Here is a 17,787-nt window from a genome sequence, read left to right on the forward strand (position 1 = left end):
GTGGGGGTGGCAACTTGTTGCTCGCTCACGCGCAACACACTGAAGTTTAAGGCGTCCACGCCTCATCCGCCGCGGTCACGCGTCACCTACCAGAACAGCGAGATGTCAGGTTATCGATCAGTCTATATTGACAATGTCAGAAGGTCGTTTCATTTAAGGTGCGGGGAGCACGATTCGATGAGCGATGGCCCGTACAAATCTCTTCCGATGAAGCCTCGTTGGCGGCATGCAGCAAAGTGCGCTTACAAGGAGGCGTTCTCTCAAGACGAGATCGTCGAAAGCGTGACGCGCGCGTCACACGCCGACTGGCGCGCCGAAGTCCGGCAGGCACTTGTTGGGTCAGTCACCTCCGTTGTTGCTCCTTTGGGGCAGCAGGCCCTCTTCGCGGACCAGGTTCTGGCAGATCTCGGTGCGCTCCGGCGCGGCTGCGCCTCGCCGCTGGAGGCGTCGTTCGTTCGCAACGCGATCGATGCCGTAGTAACCGGACGCACTGGCGCCGATGCCGTCCAGTTCGCCGCCGAGGAAGCACTCTCCGACCGCCTGCTCTGCAATTACCGTCAGGTCGAAGAGCATGTCCGCCGTGACGACAGCATCCGCAACGCGGAGTTTGTGCGGAACCGCTTCGAGGCGGCGCACGGCCAAATCGATCTGTCTGGTCTTGCGCGTGCCGCACTGCGGACGGGCGAGCCGCTGACGCGCCGCACCCGCGCCCAATTCACCGATCTCGACGCTGGAGTTCCGCTATGACCGCCCGCACCTATCATGCCTCACGCGAGACCGCGTTCGTGGTCGATGCGGTTGAGCTTGACGCGGCCGTTCGCGACGGCGCGATCGCCGCCAACCTCGGGTCCGCGATCAATCTCTCAATCGCTGGGCTGGAGAGCTATTTCTATACCGGCTGGCGTCCAGAACTTGTCGACCTCCTCGTCATCGCGGCCGCTGTCGAATATTGCGATCTTAGCGTCAAACGCCCGGCGTGGGGCTGGGCGCGGTCCTTCGACCTACGTGTTGGCGTCCATTCGCTCGATCGTTGGGAGGATTCCGCAGTCCACAATGCACTCGAGGATGCTCTTTCGTTCCTAACGGGCGATCAGTGGATCGTCAGCTTCGTGCAACGCATGCGCGACATTGAGCGCGTGGGACAGGGCTCCCTCGGCTTCGACGTTCGCGACCGCGTGATCATGCCGTATAGCGACGGTGTGGACTCCCGCGCTGTTTCGGCGCTCGTCGATGAGGCCGAAAAGGGCGGGCTCGTGCGCGTCCGCCTTGGCACCAAGGGCGGCGACACTCACTCAAAGGATCCCCGCGAACGCCGCTTCATGTCGGTGCCCTATCAGGTGCGGTTCGATGTCGGCCAAAGGGTCGAATCGTCGGCGCGGTCGCGGGGTTTCAAGTTCGCAGTGATTACAGGCATCGCTGCGGCGCTCGCCAATGTAGAGCGGATCGTAGTGACCGAGAGCGGTCAGGGCGCCCTTGGTCCGATCCTCGTCACCTTGGGGCAAAGCCACCCTGACTATCGGGTCCATCCCGCCTTTACCCGTCGGATCGAAGCGCTGTTCGCAGCCTTGACCGGCAAGGCGCCGCACTACGAGTATCCCCGCATCTGGTCGACCAAGGGCGAGACCGTCACAGCGGCGCAGAACCTCGCGCAGCCGCCCAACTGGGCGAACACCCGCTCGTGCTGGCAGGGTGCTCGGCAGGTAAGCTTTGAGCACAAGCGCCGGCAATGCGGTATCTGCGCTGCCTGCATGTTGCGCCGCCTCAGCATGCATGCGGCCGGCGTTGAGGAGCCTGCCGCCAACTACATCTGGGAGGACCTGTCCGCCCCCGAGATCGAGAAAGGCGCGGTCGCGGGCTTCACGCTGATGACCCCGTCGCTCCGCGAACATGCCATCGCCGGCGTACTCCACCTCGACCATCTGGCCTCGCTCTCCGGTTCTGCTATCCATAGTCGCGCGGTTGCCCGCGTCGCCCGTGAAACCGCCGATGCTCTCAGGATGTCGTCGTCCGAGGCGGAGGCGAACCTCTTGGCGTTGCTTGCGCGTCATCGCGCCGAATGGCTCGCGTTCCAAGAGAGTCTCGGGCCGAATTCCTTCGTCGCCAAGCTCGCGCAGGTCTCGCCGTGGCAGCGGTGACAGGCAGCCTGACCTCGGAAGCGCTTGGAGAGCTGCTACGCGACGCCAGGGAGAATGCGAAGCTGACCCAGGCCGCGGCGGCCCAGGCGCTGAATGTCGCGCGCACCACGCTAGTCGCCATCGAGCAAGGGCAGCGCCGCGCGCGCCTCGAAGAACTTCAGAAGCTCGCTGCCCTGTATCGCGTGTCACTCAACGTGCTGCTGCGCCAGGGCAGTGCGAAGGTCGATTTGCGCCCCCGCTTCCGGCGGGCCGGTGAAGGCGATGCAGAAGTCGAAGAGGCCGTCGCTTTGCTTAACAGCCTCGTCCAGGCGGAGCTGGAACTGGAAAACCTGCTCGGTATCAAGCGCGCGCGCAACGACCCGCCGGAGCGCCCCCTGCTGCCCGGCAACGTCTTGCTCCAAGCCGAGCAGGACGCGAGCGAACTGCGCCAGTGGCTAGGGCTTGGCATGGCACCGGTCCACGATATGGTCAGCCTGCTGGAAGTCCAACTGGGCGCGCGCGTCTTCGTCCGGCAGTTGCCGGCCCGGATTTCGGGACTCTATGCGTTCGACGAAGTTGCCGGTGCCTGCATTCTGTTGAACGCGTTGCATCCTCGCGACCGGCGCACGCAGACCGGGGCCCATGAGACCGGCCACTTCATTTCCACCCGCCGCGCACCGGATGCGCTTTATGCGGATTCGCCTGAAGCTTCGCGGGAAGAGCGCTACGCTAACGCCTTCGCGCGCTGCTTTCTGACGCCCGCCCGAGCGGTTGCCGCCCGCTTTCAGGATGTCACCGCCGGTGCCGCGCGGCTCACTCGCCGCCATATCATTATTCTTGCACACGCCTTCGGTGTGTCGCGCGAAGCAATGGTGCGGAGACTCGAGGAACTCGGCCTTACTAAATCCGGCACCTGGGACTGGTTTAAGGAGCACGGCGGCATCACGGACGAGCAAGCACACGAAGTGCTCGGCGACGCGATACCGCCCGATCCAGCTAAGACCGATGCCGCTCGGCAAGTGTCGATGCGCATGAGCCTCCTTGCGAGTGAGGCGTGGCGGCGTGGTCTTCTGAGCGAGGGGCAGTTGGCGCGCCTTCTTCATATCGACCGCGTCGAAGCACGCGAGATGATCGATGAATTTGAAGCTGAAGGAGCGGTCGACGATGAGTCGCCAATCCTCCTGGCTTGAGCGGGCGGCATCGCTCGTCGGCGATGCCAGCGTCTGGATCAACCTCGTCGCGACAGGCTGCGCCGAGGACATTCTCCGATCGTCGCCGGCGGAACTCGTCATCACGACGACTGCGCTCGGCGAGCTTGAGAATGGGCGCGCGAAAGGTCGGCAAACTGCCGCCGAGGTTGCAAGGCTGATCGAGGTAGGTTTGATCCGCGAGGTTTCGCTCAGTTCTACCGACGAAGCTGTGTTTCTGGACCTCGTCGCTGGTCCGACGAGCCTCACACTTGATGATGGCGAGGCGGCAACAATCGCATATGCGCTCGGTTCGGGAGCGGGCGCGCTGATCGATGAGCGTAAAGCCACCGACTTGTGCGCCGACCGCTATCCCGCGCTTATCGTCATGAGCACGACGGATCTGCTTCTTGCCGATCCGATCGTGTCGTCCTTTCAGGCCGATGGTCTCAGCAAATGTTTGTTCCTGGCGCTGACGGTCGCACGTATGCGTGTCCCCGAGCGCCATCTTGCTGGCGTCTGTGAACTCCTAGGACCGGATCGTTGCCGAGAGTGCCGCAGCCTGCCCGGGGCATGGCGGCAATCGGCGGCTTCGCGCTTGACCGGCTAAGAACCATTAGAGAACAAAATCTGCTAGCGAAGGCTTGTGGATCGGTTAGGCAGGTCGAATGGAGAGCATAACGAGCCCGAGCGAGCTATCGAGCGATGATTTTGCGCGGCGCTTCGCGCTGCGCCCCGGCCAATTAATGTGGCTCCTTGGCGCGGGTGCGTCGGTTTCAGCCGGCATCCCCAGCGCTTGGGATATGATCTGGCAATTCAAGCAAACGTTGTTCGTTGCCCAACGCAAGGCGTCGCCGCAGAGTGTCGCCGATCTCGGAAATCCTGCGATCCGCGCGCTGCTAGACTCGCACATTGCGAGTTCCGAGCGACTACCGTCGCCGGGCTCGCCGGATGAATACGCGGCGCTCTTCGAAGCAACCTACCCGGTAGAGCGCGATCGCACGACTTTTATTCAAGGCATGATTAGCGGCGCGAAGCTGGCCTATGGCCATCTTGCCCTCGCCTCGCTTCTAAAAGCGGGCCACACTCAGCTCGTCTGGACGACCAATTTCGACCACTTGATCGAAGATGCCTGCGCGAGAACGTATGGCACAACTGGCACGTTGAGCGTCGTTGCACTCGACGCTCCGGAACTGGCGGGGCAATTGATCGGCGCGCAAAAATGGCCGATCGCAGTGAAGCTGCACGGCGATTTCCGCTCGCGTCGGCTTAAGAACACGACCGATGAGCTGCGTCAGCAGGACGCCGCGCTTCGTCAGCAGCTCGTGGATACCTGCCGACGATCCGGCCTCGTAGCCGCCGGCTACAGCGGACGCGACGATTCAGTGATGGACGCGCTTGAAACGGCGCTCGATCAGCCGGGCGGTTATCCTGGCGGACTGTTCTGGCTGCATCGCGGCAGCGATCCACCGCTCGGACGGGTCATCCGACTTCTCCAGCGCGCCAGCGACGCGGGCGTTGAGTGCGGGCTGGTGCGGATTGAGAGCTTCGATGAGATATTGCGTGATCTCGTGCGGCTGCTGCCCGCGCTCGACACATCCGCTCTCAACGCACTGGCAACAGGACGGTCGCGCGTGTCGGGCGCTCCCGAGCCCTCCGGCCAGCGGGGCTGGCCCCTCATTCGGCTCAACGGGCTTGCCGTCACCATCCCGGCCAATTGCCGCAAGCTGGTATGCACGATCGAGGGTGTCGCAGCGGCGCGCTCCGCTGTCGCCGAGGCGAACGCACGCCTGATCGTGACGCGCACGCAAGCGGGCGTGCTCGGTTTCGGCAGCGATGCCGAGTTCCGTCGAGTGTTCGACCCGTTCGGAATCACTGCGTTCGATCTGGCCACCTTCGAGAAGCGGCGCCTGCGCTATGAGTCCGGCGAACGTGGCCTGCTACGCGACGCCTTGGTAGAGGCGCTGTGTGCCGCCAAGAATGTTCGTGCGATCCGCCGCCGCAGCGCTGATTTGCTCGTGCCAGTAGATGCCGCCGACAGCGCATGGGATGGGCTTCGCGCGATAACTCGTCAGACGACTGGCACCATGCCCAAACACCCGGACCTGAAATGGCACGAGGGGGTCGGGGTCCGGCTTGACTGGGCGGACGACGGTCTTTGGCTGCTGCTTGATCCAAAGATCGTGTTTGAGGGTGTCACGGACGCGACCAAAGCGATCACCGCCGATTTCGCGCGCGAACGGACGGTGAAACGCTATAATCGTGACCTCGATCGGCTTATCGATTTTTGGGCAAAGCACCTTGCCGGCGAAGCGCTTCCGGCGCTGTCGATTGGCGACGGGATCGATGCTCGCTTCGCAGTCGGGAAAAACACGGCCTTCTCTAAGCTGGTACAGCCATGACGAGCGAGATCGCCCCGACCATATGGTATCCGGAACCCGAGCTGGTGTTTCATCCCGAGCGAACGAGCGAGCGGGACATTCATCCGCTGCGCGGGCTCAAGCGGTTCGGCCCCCATTCGCGCGGTTTGGTGCAATCGCCGATCCGCGTAGCGACGCTGGCCCCGAAGGGCGAGTCCGAGCGACTGTTCGCATTCATGCGTGAGCTGAGCCAGAGCGTGCGCCCGGTCGAGCGAACCGACTATCTGCCGGATTGGCCGGGCTTCAATACCGTGTTCGACATGCGCGTGACGGCGGCAACCAAGAAATGCCGTGTCGAGCTGGACGGATCGTTTGAGAGCGAGATGGCGCAATCGGCGATGCCGCACGTGTTGCTCGCCGAACAGCTCGTTCGTGCGATCCAGCCGCTTGAGGCGTTCCGCAGCGAGTTCGACGTCTTGTTCATCTACCTACCGCAGCGATGGGAGCGTGGCTTCTATGGCACGGGGGACGATTTCGATCTCCACGATCATCTCAAAGCCTATACGGCCGCGCGCGGGATGCCGATCCAGATCGTTCGCGAAGACAAGGCGCTCGCTTATCGCTGCCGTGCGAGCGTGATGTGGCGAGTCGGGCTGGCGCTGTATGCCAAGGCCGGCGGCGTTCCCTGGAAGCTAGCCGACGTGGATCCAGAAACAGCCTATATCGGCATTTCCTATGCGGTGCGGTCGAACGGTGCCGACAAACCGCGATTTGTGACTTGTTGTAGCCAGGTGTTCGACGCGGAGGGCGCTGGCCTGGAATTTATCGCCTACGACACGGCAGATGTGCAGGTGCAACGCGATAATCCCTTTTTGTCACAGGCCGAGATGTTCCGTGTCATCACGCGGTCGATGACGCTGTATCGCCACCGACATGGCGGACGCTCGCCGCGCCGGGTGATGGTCCACAAATCAACCGAGTTCAAAGATGCCGAAGTGCTCGGCTGTTTCGAGGCGCTACCGCTGTGCGAAGCGGTCGATTTGATCCAAGTGGTCGAGGATGTGGGCTGGCGCGGCGCGCGTTGGGAACGCGACCAGGCCAGTCCCGGAGGTAAGGCGGCGGCGTTTCCAGTCAAGCGTGGCTCACTGATCGGGCTTGGCGAGCGCGAGGCACTACTGTGGATGCACGGCGCCGTGGAGACTTTGGGATCGAAAACCTATTTTCAGGGTCAGCGCGGCACGCCGCGTCCGATCCGACTTGTCCGCCATGCCGGGCACGGCACGTGGGACGACAGCGCCCGCGCGGCGCTCGCCTTGTCGAAGATGAACTGGAACAATGATGGGCTGTATGATCCGCTACCCGTAACGATGAGTTATGCGAAGGTGCTTGCGCGTGTCCTCAAGCGCATGACGAATCTTGGCAGCACACCCTACCAATTCCGATTCTTCATGTAATGAAAGTTCGTTGCACCCCACAGGACTCGAACTTTTTTCCCGTCGATGACCGCCGTGCCTACGATCATGCAAACACTGAGTTTGCGCCGATCGTAGCCTGTGCGGCTTACGCGCATAAACGGCGCCCGGCGGCGGAATTTGGTGCACCCGACACGATTCGAACGTGTGGCCTCCACCTTCGGAGGGTGGCGCTCTATCCAGCTGAGCTACGGGTGCATTATGCTTACGCGGTGCTTACGCGAAAAATCTGAGAGTTGAAAGCGCCAACCTCGGTGCTCTCAAAGCGCTGTATTTCAAGTGTTTTTCGACCTCCTTCTCACATTCGTTCCGCTTGACATCAGCCTTCGGAGGGCAGCGCTCTATCCAGCTGAGCTACGGGTGCCTGGGCGCGTGCGCTAGCAAAGCGGGGGCGCGCGCGCCAGCCTTTTGCGTCGAGCCAGGTTCGCGCCGTTACTTCGCGATCGTCACCGGCTGGAACTGGCCGAGCCCGCAACTCGGCCCGCGCATCCCGCCCGACTGCAGCACGGTGATGGTGTCGACCGAGCACAATTGCGTCGTCGACAGCTTGTAGCCGAACCGCTGCTCGAACCCGAGCGACGGGCAGGCATAGGGCAGCGTGTTGCGATAGGTGCGGCCGCCGCGCATCTCGAAGTCGATCACTTGGTCGCTGCGGACGTGAGTCTGCTGGATGTCGGTCGTGTTGACGCAATCGACCGCCTTGCCGGCCGGAGTGGCGGCGGGAACGCCGCGGTCGCGCGCGATCGCGGGGGTGACGACGGCCGCGACGGCGGCCAGCCAGATGATCGGACGCATCAGCCTTCTCCTCGCTTTGCCGCACCCTTGACCTTGGGCGCGGGCGTCTTGGGTTTGAACGCACACAGGTCGCAAACGACGCATCGCCAGCATTCGGGTGTCCGCGCCTTGCAGACGTAGCGGCCGTGCAGGATCAGCCAGTGATGCGCGTGGACCCGGAACGGCTGGGGGACGACCTTCTCCAGCTTCAGCTCGACCGCCAGCGGGGTCTTGCCGCGTGCCAGGCCAGTGCGGTTGCCGACGCGGAAGATGTGCGTGTCGACGGCGAAGGTCTCCGCGCCGAACGCGACGTTCATCACGACGTTGGCGGTCTTGCGGCCGACGCCGGGGAGCCGTTCGAGCGCATCGCGATCGGCCGGCACCTGGCCGTCATGGTCGGCGATCAGTTGCTCGCTCAGCGCGATGACGTTCTTCGCCTTGGTGTTGAACAGGCCGATCGTCTTGACGTGTTCCTTCAGCGTCGCCTCGCCCAGCGCGACCATCTGCGCGGGCGTCGTCACGTCCGCGAACAACCGCCGCGTCGCCTTGTTGACCCCGACATCGGTCGCCTGCGCCGACAGCACGACCGCGACCAGCAACTGGTAGGCGTTGCCGTATTCGAGCTCGGTTTCGGGATGGGGATTGTCGGCGGCGAGGCGGGAGAAGAATTCGAAGACGTCTTCTTTCTTCACAACCCCAATACCTCGGCCATGCGGTAGCGCCCGGCCGGCCGGCCCGCGAGCCACAGCGCCGCGCGTACGGCGCCGCGCGCGAAGATTTCGCGGTTGTCGGCGCGGTGGATCAGCTCGATCCGTTCGCCCGCCCCGGCCAGGATCACCTGATGGTCGCCGACGATCGAGCCGCCGCGCACCGAGGCGAAGCCGATCGTCCCTTCCGCCCGCGCCCCGGTCAGCCCGGCGCGATCGACCACGCTCAGGTCGCCGAGCGCGCTGTTGCGCCCGGCCGCCGCCGCCTCGCCGAGCAGCAGCGCGGTGCCCGACGGCGCATCGACCTTATGCCGGTGATGCGCCTCGACGATCTCGACGTCCCAGTCGGCGCCGAGCGTCGCGGCCGCCTCCGCCACCAATCGCGCGAGCAACGTCACGCCGAGCGAGGTGTTGCCGGTCTGGAGCACCGCGACGCGCAGCGCCGCCTCGTCGATCGCGGCGTGGTGCGCCGCCGACAGCCCGGTCGTGCCGACGACGATCGCCGTCCCCGCCGCCGCCGCCGCGTCGAGATGTTCGGGCAGGGCGGACGGCGCGGAGAAATCGACCAGCACGTCGCTCGCCCGCGCCAGCGCCAGCGGATCGCCGCCGGCGTCGATCCCGCCCGCCACGCTCGCGCCGAGATCCGCGGCGATGGCGGCGATCGCACGCCCCATCCGCCCGTCGCTGCCAAGGATGCCGATCGCGGTCATGGCGACCCCCTTGCCCCAATTACCGGCGGCGCGACAGGGGGGATGGGCGCCCCGAGCACCAGATGCCATGGCTGCGGGATATAGTCGGTCGACATGTAGAAGTAGAACGCGCACGCGCCGTCGCGATAGGTCGCGCCCTTGACGATGCCGAACGCGGTCGTGCCGACGAAGACCGGCGCGCCGCTGTCCCCGCCCTTGCACGTCGGGCCGGCAACGGTGACCCAGGTCGGCAGGCACGGCCCGCCGCACAGGTCGCCCGCCGGCGCGAAATCGGTCAGCTCGACCGTCGCGCAGCTATAGCCGGTGCGTTCGCCGCGATGGCAGACGAACTCGCCCGCGCGAGTGCTGTCGCGCGCGCGCTGCCCCAGCACCGGGCGTTCGATCGTCTTGGCGGTGTCGGCGAACAGCAGGCCGGGGAGCGGACCGGCGGCCTGGTTGATCTGCACGTCCTGATAGCCCCAGCCCCATTGGTGGACGAAGGGGAGCGGCGCGATGCTGTGGTCGGCGGCGACATAGTCGAGCTGGTCGACGCAATGCGCGGCGGTGGCGATGCCGTAGCGCGTGCCGTCGGTCACCGCGAAGCCGGCGGTGCAGAGATAGCGCTTGCCGTCGTCGGGGCTGGTCCCCTCGAGCCGCGCGCCGCCCAGCGCGAGTGGTACGGGCGCCAACGGCACCGGCGCGCTCAGATTGACGTCGACCTGGTCGAGCACGCGCAGCCGCGTCGGCACCCCGGCGATCGCCGCGATCCGCGCGCGCAACGCCTCGCGCGGCTGGCCGCCGGTCGAACCGATCACCACGACGAGCTCGCCCGTCCGCGGGTCGAGCCCCATCGCGGGCGGGCGCGGCAGCGCGGCGCGGATCGCCGCCTGGTGATAGGTCATCGCCCAGATCACGCGGTCGCGCGTCGCTTTCGCCCCGGTGTGGAAGATGATCGGCAGGGTCAGCCCGCCGGCGCTCACCGCTTCGTCGGGCACCGGCGCGTCGCCGGTCAGCGCGACGACGATGCGCAGCGCGGGGCGATGCTCGATCGAGATGCCGGCCAGCCGGTCGCGATACGCGTCGGCGATGCGGTCGGTCGCCACGACGCTAGCGTCGAGCGCGATCAGCCGGCGCTCGGCCTCTGCGGCGCCGACGCCGAATGCCCTGGCATATTCGCCGGCATCCTGGCGGATCGCGTCGGCGGGCGTCTCGATGGTTGTGGTGACGGTTGGCGGCACGACTTGCGCCACGACCGGCGCGGGCAGCAACACGGCGGCGACCCAACGCATCCACGCAAACCTCATGCCGCAGGTCTAGCGCGCAGCGACGACGCGGCAAAGACCCCGCGGCGCGGTGTTACCGCTGCATCCGCTCCAGCATGCCGGGCGGCATCATGTTATGGTTCAGGTGCCACATGATCCACACCGACCCGATCAGGACGATCCCGACGATCAGCACGCCGAGCGCCAGCGCCAGCACGTTGTTGGTGTTGTCCGGCCCGGTCGTGATGTGGAGGAAGAACACCAGGTGGACCCCCATCTGTCCCACCGCCAGCGCGATCAGCGCGACCGGGATGGCGGGGCCATAGACCAGCCCCGTCGTCGGCAGCACGAACGCCGCAACCGTCAGCAAGCTCGCGAGCACGAACCCGACCGTCAGGCCGCCAATGACCTTCGCGGGCGATTCGCTCTCATGATCGCCGGGGGCGGTATCGCCGGTCTCGTCCTCGCTCATGCATAGGCTCCGAACAGATAGACCAGGGTGAAGATGCCGACCCAGACAATGTCGAGCGCGTGCCAGAACAGCATGAAGCACGCGGTGCGGCGGCGGATGTCGGCGCGAAAGCCCTTGGTGCGGACCTGCGCCATCATCGTCGTCAGCCAGACGAGACCGAGCGTGACGTGGACGCCGTGACAGCCGACGAGGGCGAAGAAGCTCGACAGGAAGGCGCTGCGCTGCGGCCCGTTGCCCTGGCCGATCAGGTGCGCGAACTCGCCGACCTCGATCGCGAGGAAGCCGGCGCCGAGCAACGCGGTCGCCGCCATCGCCAGCTGGAACAGCCCCGGCCGCTTGACCGCCATCGCCACGCCGGCGAGCCCGCAGGCGAAAGTGGAGAGCAGCAGCAATGCGGTCTCGGTCGCGACCAGCGGCAGCTCGACGATGTCGCGCGGCCCCGGCCCGCCCGCGGTCGCGGGAACCGACACGGCGAACGCCGCGAAGAAGCCGGTGAACAGCACGAAGTCGGACAGCAGGAAGATCCAGAAGCCATAGGCGACGACGATCTCCTTGGGCGCCGGCCCGCGCTCGCTGATCGGGATCGCATTTGGATCGGCGGCATGCGCGCTCATGCCGCAGCCTTTCGCGCGGCGGCGCGGTGCGCGCGATCGATCGTCGCGACCTCCACCGCCGGGATCACGCGATGCTCCTCGTCGCGCCAGGCAAACACGACGAACGTCGCCCACGCGCCCAGGAAGCCGAGCCCGAGCAGCCACCAGATGTGCCACACCAAGGCGAACCCCATCAGCGTCGCGAAGAACGCGCACACAAACCCGGTCGCCGAATTACGCGGCAGCTCGATATCCTCGTAATCCGGCCGTGCGGCCTCCGCCTCGGCGCGGCGCTTCATGCTCCAATAGGCATTCTCGCCATCGACCCGGGGCAGCATCGCATAGTTGAACTCGGGCGGCGGCGAGGATGTCGACCATTCGAGCGTGCGGCCGTCCCACGGATCGCCGGTCGCGTCGCGCAACGCGTCGCGATGGCGGATGCTGACGACCAGCTGGACGATCTGGCACGCGATCCCGCCCAGGATCAGTAGCGCGCCGCCGCCCGCCACCAGCAGCCACACATGCCATTCGGGCACGTCATAACGCACCAGCCGCCGCGTCATCCCGTCGAGCCCAAGCCAGTAGAGCGGCATGAACGCGACGTAGAAACCGGTGATCCACAGCCAGAAGCTGCGCTTGCCCCAGGTCTCGTCGAGCCGGAACCCGAACGCCTTGGGGAACCAGTAATTGACCCCCGCGAACGCGCCGAACAGCACGCCGCCGATGATGACGTTGTGGAAATGCGCGACCAGGAACACCGAATTGTGCAGCTGGAAATCGGCCGGCGGCACGGCGAGCAGCACGCCGGTCATCCCGCCGATCACGAACGTCACCATGAACCCGACCGACCACAGCATCGCGGTCGTGAAGCGCAGCCGTCCGCCGTACATCGTGAACAGCCAGTTGAAGACCTTCACCCCCGTCGGCACCGCGATAATCATCGTCGTCACGCCGAAGAAGCCGTTGACGTCCGCCCCCGCCCCCATCGTGAAGAAATGGTGGAGCCAGACCAGGAACGACAGCAGGAAGATCGCCAGCGTCGCGATCACCATCGAACGATAGCCGAACAGCCGCTTGCCCGAAAAGGTCGCGACCACTTCGCTGAAGACGCCGAACGCCGGCAGGATCAGGATGTAGACCTCCGGATGCCCCCAGGCCCAGAACAGGTTGACGAACATCATGGCGTTGCCGCCGGCTTCGTTGGTGAAGAAGTGAAAGCCGAGATAGCGGTCGAGCGTCAGCATGCCGAGCGCGGCGGTCAGGATCGGGAAGGCCGCGACGATCAGCAGGCTGGTGGCGAGACTGGTCCAGCAGAACATCGGCATCCGCCAGTATCCCATGCCTGGCGCGCGGGTCTTCAGGATGGTGGTGACGAAATTGACTCCGGTCAGGAGCGTGCCGAGCCCCGAAATCTGGATCGCCCAGAGGTAGTAATCGACCCCGACCCCGGGCGAGAAGCGCAGCTCCGACAGCGGCGGGTAGATCACCCAGCCGGTCTTCGCGAACTCGCCGACGAACAGGCTGATATTGACCAGCAGCGCGCCGGTCGCGGTCAGCCAGAAGCTGACCGAATTGAGCGTCGGAAAGGCGACGTCGCGCACGCCGAGCTGGAGCGGCACGGCGAAGTTGATGAGCCCGATCATGAACGGCATCGCCACGAAGAAGATCATGATCGTGCCGTGCGCGGAAAAGATTTGCGCATAATGGTCGGGCTCGAGATAGCCCGGCGCGTTGTACGCCAGCGCCTGTTGCGAGCGCATCAGCAGCGCGTCGGAGAAGCCGCGCAGCAGCATCACCCCGGCCAGCGCACAATACATCACGCCGATCCGCTTGTGATCGACGCTGGTCGCCCATTCGCGCCACAGATAGGGGAAATGCCCCGCGCGCCACGTCCACAGCAAGGTCGCGATCAGCGTGATCGCGACCACCAGCGACGCGACCAGCGGGATCGGATCGTGCAGCGGAAACGCGCTCCAGCCCAGCCGCCCCAGCATCACTGGCTCCGTCCGTCGACGGCGGGCCGTGCCTTGGCGGTGCCGGCGTTGCGCACGATCGCGTCGAACAGCCCCGGCGCGACCCCGCGCCACGTGGCGGGCGCGACGCGTTCGCCGTCGCCGAGCAGCGCGCGATAGGCGGGAACGTCGAGCACCGCCTGCGCCTGGCGCGCCTGTCCCACCCAGCCGTCGAACTGCGCCGCGGGCACGGCATCGACCGCGAACTGCATGCCGTAGAATCCCTTGCCGCTGTAATTGGCCGACAGCCCGCGATAGCGGCCGGGCGCGTCCGCACGCAGGTTGAGCGTCGTCGCCATCCCTGGCATCGTGTAAATCTGGCTGCCCAATCGCGGCACGAAGAAACTGTTCATGACGCTCGCCGAGGTCAGCGTCAGCCGCACCGGCCGCCCCGTCGGCACCACCAGCCGGTTGACGCTCGCGACGTTCTGGCCGGGATAGAGAAACAGCCATTTCCAGTCGAGCGAGACGACCTGCACGTCGAGCGGCGCGGCACCGGCGATCGGCCGCGCGGGGTCGAGGTCGTGGCTGCTCACCCACGCGATCCCGCCGACGAAGATCACGACCAGCGCGGGAACCGACCACACCAGCAGCTCGAGCTGCCCCGAATAGGCCCAGTCGGGACGGTATGTGGCGCGGGCGTTGCCGGCGCGATACCACCAGGCGAAGGCGAGCGTCGCCAGGATCGTCGGCACCACGATCGCCAGCATGATCCCGAGCGAATCGAGCAGGATCAGCCGCTCGTGCGCCGCCACCGGCCCCGCCGGGTCCAGTACCGCCGCCGGCGCGCACCCCCCGCTCGCCAGCGCGAGGACGAGCGCGGCGCGGGCGCGGCTCACCACGATGCGGCGATGCCGAAGCGGACGTTCAACGGGCGCGGCGGCGTCACCAGCCCGCGAAACGCGAACAGGAAGGGGTTGCCGTAGGCGAAACGATTGGCGCGCACGTCTGTCAGGTTGTCGACCGTCACCGAGAGATCGAGATTGCGCCATTTCGCCCCGCCCGATAGCCCGACCGTCGCGTAATTGCCCTGACTGATGTCGAACAGGTCGCCGGTTCCCAGCACCGAACGCCCGACATAGCCGACCGATCCCGCGAGCCGCGGTGTCACCGCACCGGCACGCCATTCGTAGCCGAGTTCGGCATGCGCGGCGAACGGCGGCGTCTCCGCCAGCCGACGATTGTCGCGCCGCGATTGATCGGCGATCGGGCCGCTGACCTGATTGTGGGTGTAGAGGAACGCGGCACCCGCATGCAGCCCGGCGAGCGGCACCCAGTCGACATTGCCCTCGACCGTCTGGATCGTCGCATCGCCGATATTGGCGGTGTAGGGCGCGCCGCGCCGGCTGATGAGGTCGGCCTGGATGTTGTTCCACTTGGCGATCGACACGCTGCCCGACAGCGCGATCCCGGTCGGCCCGTCGCGCAGGCGGCGCACCCCGATCTCGCCGACCGCGATATTGTCCGCCTGATAATCGGCGACGCGGCCGACCCCCGTCGCGACGGCGAGGCCGCCGGTGCGATAGCCCGTCTGGAACCGCGCGAACGCGGCAAAGCGGCGCGCGATCCGCCACGACAGCCCGACCGTCGGATCGACGCGCCGGGTCGAGCGCCCGGCGACATAGTCGTTCGACCGCGGCCGGCTCGACGGCTGGCCGTCGACGCGCGCCGTCGTCGCGCGCGCGCCGACCGTGATCGAGAAATTGGGCAGGATCGCGATCGTGCCTTCGCCGAACACCGATGCCGCCTTGGTGACGTTGGTCACGCCGATGATCTCGGCTTCCGCGCCCGGCATGCCGACCGAGCGGTTGAGGATATCGCGCGCGCTGGCAAGGGTGAAGCCGAGCACCCAGGAATCGCCGTTGGCGACCGACCGCGACAGCCGTGCCTCGGTCGCGAGCAGCTGCTTGTTGTTGTCCGCGTTGTAGACGACCGCCGGCGGGTTCGCGCCGGCGCCCAGCGCGCTCGCGTCGAACGTGTCGAGCGCGCGGTTGACGACGAACCCGGTCGCCGAGACGAAGTTGAGCCCGCTCGACCAGTTCTTCTCGACCAGCAGCCGGCCGAGCAGCAGGTCGCTGGTGAACGGCTGGGCGAAGCGGGCGCGGTGTTCCAGCGGGTGCGTGTCGCTGTCGGCATATTGGCCGTCGGCCGCGTGGATCCGCTGCGCCGCGCCGCTCAGCTCGATCCGCCAGCCGGTACCCGGCGCGACGCGCAGCGCGAGCCGCCCGCCGACCGTGTCGACCTGGTTGATGTCGGTCAGCTTGCGGCTGGAATCGTCGATATAGCCACCGTCATGGACGCCATAGGCGACGGCGCGCAAGCCGACCGTATCGCGCACCAGCGGCACGTTGAGCATGCCCGCGATATCGCCGCCGGGCGACCCATGCTCGGTCAGCGTGGTGCCGCCCGCGACCGAGCCGGCGACGCGGCCGAGATTGACCGGGTTCGACGTCAACCGGATCACCCCGCCGATCGCGCCCGAGCCGTAGAGCGTGCCCTGCGGCCCCTCCAGCACGTCGATCGCGCGCATATCGTAGAGCCGCAGGCCCGGATTGGCGCCGGTATAGTTGATCTGGACGTCGTCGAGATAGACGCTCGCGGTCGCCTGGCTGGCGCCGTTGAAGCTCGAATCGGCGATGCCGCGGATGAACACCTTGTTGCGGCCGATGCCGAGCTGCGTGCTTTGCAGGATCGGGACGGCGCGCGCGGTGTCGCTGACGTCGCCGGTCGCCTGCGCCTGCAAAGCCGGGGCGCCACCGACCGAGGTCAGGCTGCCGGGATAGCGCAGCAGGGGGATGCGCTGCTTGCTGGCGGTGACGATGATGTCGGAGGCCGGCCTGGCCGGTTCGGTCGGTGAAGGCGGCGGCGGGGCGGGGCGGCGGGGCGGTTTGGTGATCCTGGTCGCTTGCCCGCGGACCACGCGATAGCCGCCGCCGGCGAGCGACACCGCGCGGTAGCCGGTGCCGTCGAGCAGTCGGTCGAGCGCGGCCCGGACCGGCAGCGCGCCCTGCACGCCGCGCGTCCGCACCGATCGCAATCCGGGCTCGGTGCTGATGATCTCGACCCCCGCCTGCCGCGCGAGCGTGGTCAGCGCGATGTCGAGCGTCGTCGCGGGAAGGGCAATTATCGGGTCGCGGGCAAAAGCCGGTGCGGGCCACGCCGCCGCCAGCAGGATCGTCAGCGCGACGGCGTCAGCGCGTCGCCGCCGCCCCGCTCGACAAGATCCACCGACTGCCATCACGCCGCCATCCCGCCCCGATCAAAGCGGCCAGATGCGGAACGTCCCGATCGGCGGCGCCAGAAAGGCGAACCATGCCGGTAAAGGGCCGCGCGGACAAGTCGGCGTCGACCACGATGTCGAAGGCGTAGAGCCGGTTGAGCGTCGCCGCGACCTCGCCGAGCGACTGCCCCTGGAAGCTCAGGCTACCGCTGCGCCAGCCGCCGACCGTGTCGGGCGACACCTTCTCGCGCGTGACGCGGCCGCTATCCTCGTGCGCGGTCAGCACGTCGCCGGCGCCGAGCCGCACCGCCTCGCGGTCGGGCTGGAACATCACCGCGCCTTCCGACACCGCGACCGACAACCGCTGCCCGTCGCGCGCGACGTTGAACACCGTGCCGAGGTCGCGAACGGTCAGCGCGCCGGAGGTCAGCGTGAACGGCGCGCCGGCATCGTGGCGGACGTGGAAGGTCGCCTCGCCGTTTTCCAGCGTCGCGACGCGCGCGTCGTTGCGGTCGAGCTTCAGCGTGGTGCCGCCGCTCATCTCGATGCTGGTGCCATCGCCGAGCGCGACGGTGCGGCGTTCGCCGGCCTTGGTCGAGACGTCGTAGGGTGCGCCATGCTTGACCAGCGCGGCCGGGACCAGCAGCGCCGCGATCAGCGCGGCGACCGCGCCGCTGCCGGCGAACCAGCGCCAGCGGCCTCGTTCGTGCGGCGCGAGCGGCGCGTCGTCATTGGCGGCGACCACAGGGAAGGTCGCGTCGGCGACCATCCGGTCGGCCTGCGCGACGGCGTCGAACGCGGCGGCGTGCGCCGGATCGGCCTCAAGCCAGTCGACGAAAGCGGCCCAGTCGAGCGTCGACATCTCGGCCTGGCGCAGATGCCAGCCGATCGCCGTTTCGACAATGTCCGCCCGTTCGAGCTGCAC

The 17,787-nt window shown here is 66.7% G+C and carries 16 protein-coding genes and 1 tRNA gene; 6 read left to right on the plus strand and 11 right to left on the minus strand.

The window, feature by feature from the left end; translation table 11 throughout:
* Positions 1 to 177: 177 nt before the first annotated feature.
* The 6 genes from J0I47_RS11955 to J0I47_RS11980 are packed head-to-tail and all read left to right on the plus strand — an operon-like array spanning position 178 to position 7,115.
* The gene (locus tag J0I47_RS11955) at positions 178 to 747 is read left to right on the plus strand and encodes a hypothetical protein (RefSeq protein ID WP_203310734.1); all 570 of its coding nucleotides are present in this window, start codon (positions 178 to 180) and stop codon (positions 745 to 747) included.
* Complete coding sequence (locus J0I47_RS11960; protein ID WP_203310735.1) at positions 744 to 2,135, plus strand: 7-cyano-7-deazaguanine synthase; 1,392 nt, start codon at positions 744 to 746, stop codon at positions 2,133 to 2,135. Before J0I47_RS11955 ends, J0I47_RS11960 begins: the two co-directional genes overlap by 4 nt.
* Complete coding sequence (locus tag J0I47_RS11965) at positions 2,132 to 3,304, plus strand: XRE family transcriptional regulator (RefSeq protein WP_294047215.1); 1,173 nt, start codon at positions 2,132 to 2,134, stop codon at positions 3,302 to 3,304. Before J0I47_RS11960 ends, J0I47_RS11965 begins: the two co-directional genes overlap by 4 nt.
* Entirely contained in the window at positions 3,249 to 3,911 is a 663-nt protein-coding gene (locus tag J0I47_RS11970) for a hypothetical protein (RefSeq protein ID WP_294047216.1), read from the plus strand. Before J0I47_RS11965 ends, J0I47_RS11970 begins: the two co-directional genes overlap by 56 nt.
* Before the next feature lie 58 nt (positions 3,912 to 3,969).
* Positions 3,970 to 5,703, plus strand: a complete 1,734-nt coding sequence (locus tag J0I47_RS11975) for an SIR2 family protein (RefSeq protein ID WP_203310738.1) — start codon at positions 3,970 to 3,972, stop codon at positions 5,701 to 5,703.
* Positions 5,700 to 7,115 carry a hypothetical protein gene (locus J0I47_RS11980; RefSeq protein WP_066514271.1) on the plus strand — a complete coding sequence of 472 codons (1,416 nt, stop codon included), beginning with the start codon at positions 5,700 to 5,702 and terminating at the stop codon, positions 7,113 to 7,115. The genes J0I47_RS11975 and J0I47_RS11980 overlap by 4 nt, the downstream gene beginning before the upstream one ends.
* A gap of 139 nt (positions 7,116 to 7,254) precedes the next feature.
* Here the strand turns inward: J0I47_RS11980 and J0I47_RS11985 are convergent.
* The 11 genes from J0I47_RS11985 to J0I47_RS12035 all read right to left on the minus strand — a co-directional run bounded on the left by J0I47_RS11985 (position 7,255) and on the right by J0I47_RS12035 (position 17,787).
* Positions 7,255 to 7,331 (minus strand) — tRNA-Arg (locus J0I47_RS11985).
* 234 nt (positions 7,332 to 7,565) lie between these two features.
* Positions 7,566 to 7,928, minus strand: coding sequence for a hypothetical protein (locus tag J0I47_RS11990; protein ID WP_294047217.1), 363 nt, complete (start codon positions 7,926 to 7,928; stop codon positions 7,566 to 7,568).
* On the minus strand, positions 7,928 to 8,599 hold the full coding sequence (gene nth, locus J0I47_RS11995) for an endonuclease III (protein WP_294047218.1): 672 nt from the start codon (positions 8,597 to 8,599) through the stop codon (positions 7,928 to 7,930). The genes J0I47_RS11990 and nth overlap by 1 nt, the downstream gene beginning before the upstream one ends.
* Positions 8,596 to 9,324: a 4-hydroxy-tetrahydrodipicolinate reductase gene (dapB, locus tag J0I47_RS12000; RefSeq protein WP_294047219.1), complete on the minus strand. Its 729-nt coding sequence runs from the start codon at positions 9,322 to 9,324 to the stop codon at positions 8,596 to 8,598. The genes nth and dapB overlap by 4 nt, the downstream gene beginning before the upstream one ends.
* Positions 9,321 to 10,607: a hypothetical protein gene (locus tag J0I47_RS12005; RefSeq protein ID WP_294047220.1), complete on the minus strand. Its 1,287-nt coding sequence runs from the start codon at positions 10,605 to 10,607 to the stop codon at positions 9,321 to 9,323. Before J0I47_RS12005 ends, dapB begins: the two co-directional genes overlap by 4 nt.
* Positions 10,608 to 10,659: 52 nt before the next feature.
* On the minus strand, positions 10,660 to 11,037 hold the full coding sequence (cyoD, locus tag J0I47_RS12010) for a cytochrome o ubiquinol oxidase subunit IV (protein ID WP_294047221.1): 378 nt from the start codon (positions 11,035 to 11,037) through the stop codon (positions 10,660 to 10,662).
* The gene (locus tag J0I47_RS12015) at positions 11,034 to 11,651 is read right to left on the minus strand and encodes a cytochrome (ubi)quinol oxidase subunit III (protein WP_294047222.1); all 618 of its coding nucleotides are present in this window, start codon (positions 11,649 to 11,651) and stop codon (positions 11,034 to 11,036) included. Before J0I47_RS12015 ends, cyoD begins: the two co-directional genes overlap by 4 nt.
* Positions 11,648 to 13,624 (minus strand): cytochrome o ubiquinol oxidase subunit I, encoded by a 1,977-nt coding sequence (gene cyoB / locus J0I47_RS12020; protein WP_294047223.1) that lies wholly within the window; start codon positions 13,622 to 13,624, stop codon positions 11,648 to 11,650. The genes J0I47_RS12015 and cyoB overlap by 4 nt, the downstream gene beginning before the upstream one ends.
* Positions 13,624 to 14,481: a ubiquinol oxidase subunit II gene (cyoA, locus tag J0I47_RS12025; RefSeq protein WP_294047224.1), complete on the minus strand. Its 858-nt coding sequence runs from the start codon at positions 14,479 to 14,481 to the stop codon at positions 13,624 to 13,626. Before cyoA ends, cyoB begins: the two co-directional genes overlap by 1 nt.
* Complete coding sequence (locus J0I47_RS12030; protein WP_294047225.1) at positions 14,478 to 16,880, minus strand: TonB-dependent receptor; 2,403 nt, start codon at positions 16,878 to 16,880, stop codon at positions 14,478 to 14,480. Before J0I47_RS12030 ends, cyoA begins: the two co-directional genes overlap by 4 nt.
* Positions 16,834 to 17,787, minus strand: a complete 954-nt coding sequence (locus tag J0I47_RS12035; RefSeq protein WP_294047226.1) for a FecR domain-containing protein — start codon at positions 17,785 to 17,787, stop codon at positions 16,834 to 16,836. The genes J0I47_RS12030 and J0I47_RS12035 overlap by 47 nt, the downstream gene beginning before the upstream one ends.

Source organism: Sphingomonas sp., from assembly GCF_017304635.1.
GTDB lineage: Bacteria > Pseudomonadota > Alphaproteobacteria > Sphingomonadales > Sphingomonadaceae > Sphingomonas.

What these genes read in the sequence shown, in the direction of transcription:
- J0I47_RS11955 (WP_203310734.1), top strand. Translation starts at nt 178, where the DNA reads ATGAGCGATGGCCCGTACAAATCTCTTCCGATGAAGCCTCGTTGGCGG.
- J0I47_RS11960 (WP_203310735.1), top strand. Translation starts at nt 744, where the DNA reads ATGACCGCCCGCACCTATCATGCCTCACGCGAGACCGCGTTCGTGGTC.
- J0I47_RS11970 (WP_294047216.1), top strand. Translation starts at nt 3,249, where the DNA reads ATGAATTTGAAGCTGAAGGAGCGGTCGACGATGAGTCGCCAATCCTCC.
- J0I47_RS11975 (WP_203310738.1), top strand. Translation starts at nt 3,970, where the DNA reads ATGGAGAGCATAACGAGCCCGAGCGAGCTATCGAGCGATGATTTTGCG.
- J0I47_RS11980 (WP_066514271.1), top strand. Translation starts at nt 5,700, where the DNA reads ATGACGAGCGAGATCGCCCCGACCATATGGTATCCGGAACCCGAGCTG.
- J0I47_RS11990 (WP_294047217.1), bottom strand. Translation starts at nt 7,928, where the DNA reads ATGCGTCCGATCATCTGGCTGGCCGCCGTCGCGGCCGTCGTCACCCCC.
- dapB (WP_294047219.1), bottom strand. Translation starts at nt 9,324, where the DNA reads ATGACCGCGATCGGCATCCTTGGCAGCGACGGGCGGATGGGGCGTGCG.
- J0I47_RS12005 (WP_294047220.1), bottom strand. Translation starts at nt 10,607, where the DNA reads ATGAGGTTTGCGTGGATGCGTTGGGTCGCCGCCGTGTTGCTGCCCGCG.
- cyoD (WP_294047221.1), bottom strand. Translation starts at nt 11,037, where the DNA reads ATGAGCGAGGACGAGACCGGCGATACCGCCCCCGGCGATCATGAGAGC.
- J0I47_RS12015 (WP_294047222.1), bottom strand. Translation starts at nt 11,651, where the DNA reads ATGAGCGCGCATGCCGCCGATCCAAATGCGATCCCGATCAGCGAGCGC.
- cyoB (WP_294047223.1), bottom strand. Translation starts at nt 13,624, where the DNA reads ATGCTGGGGCGGCTGGGCTGGAGCGCGTTTCCGCTGCACGATCCGATC.
- J0I47_RS12030 (WP_294047225.1), bottom strand. Translation starts at nt 16,880, where the DNA reads ATGGCAGTCGGTGGATCTTGTCGAGCGGGGCGGCGGCGACGCGCTGAC.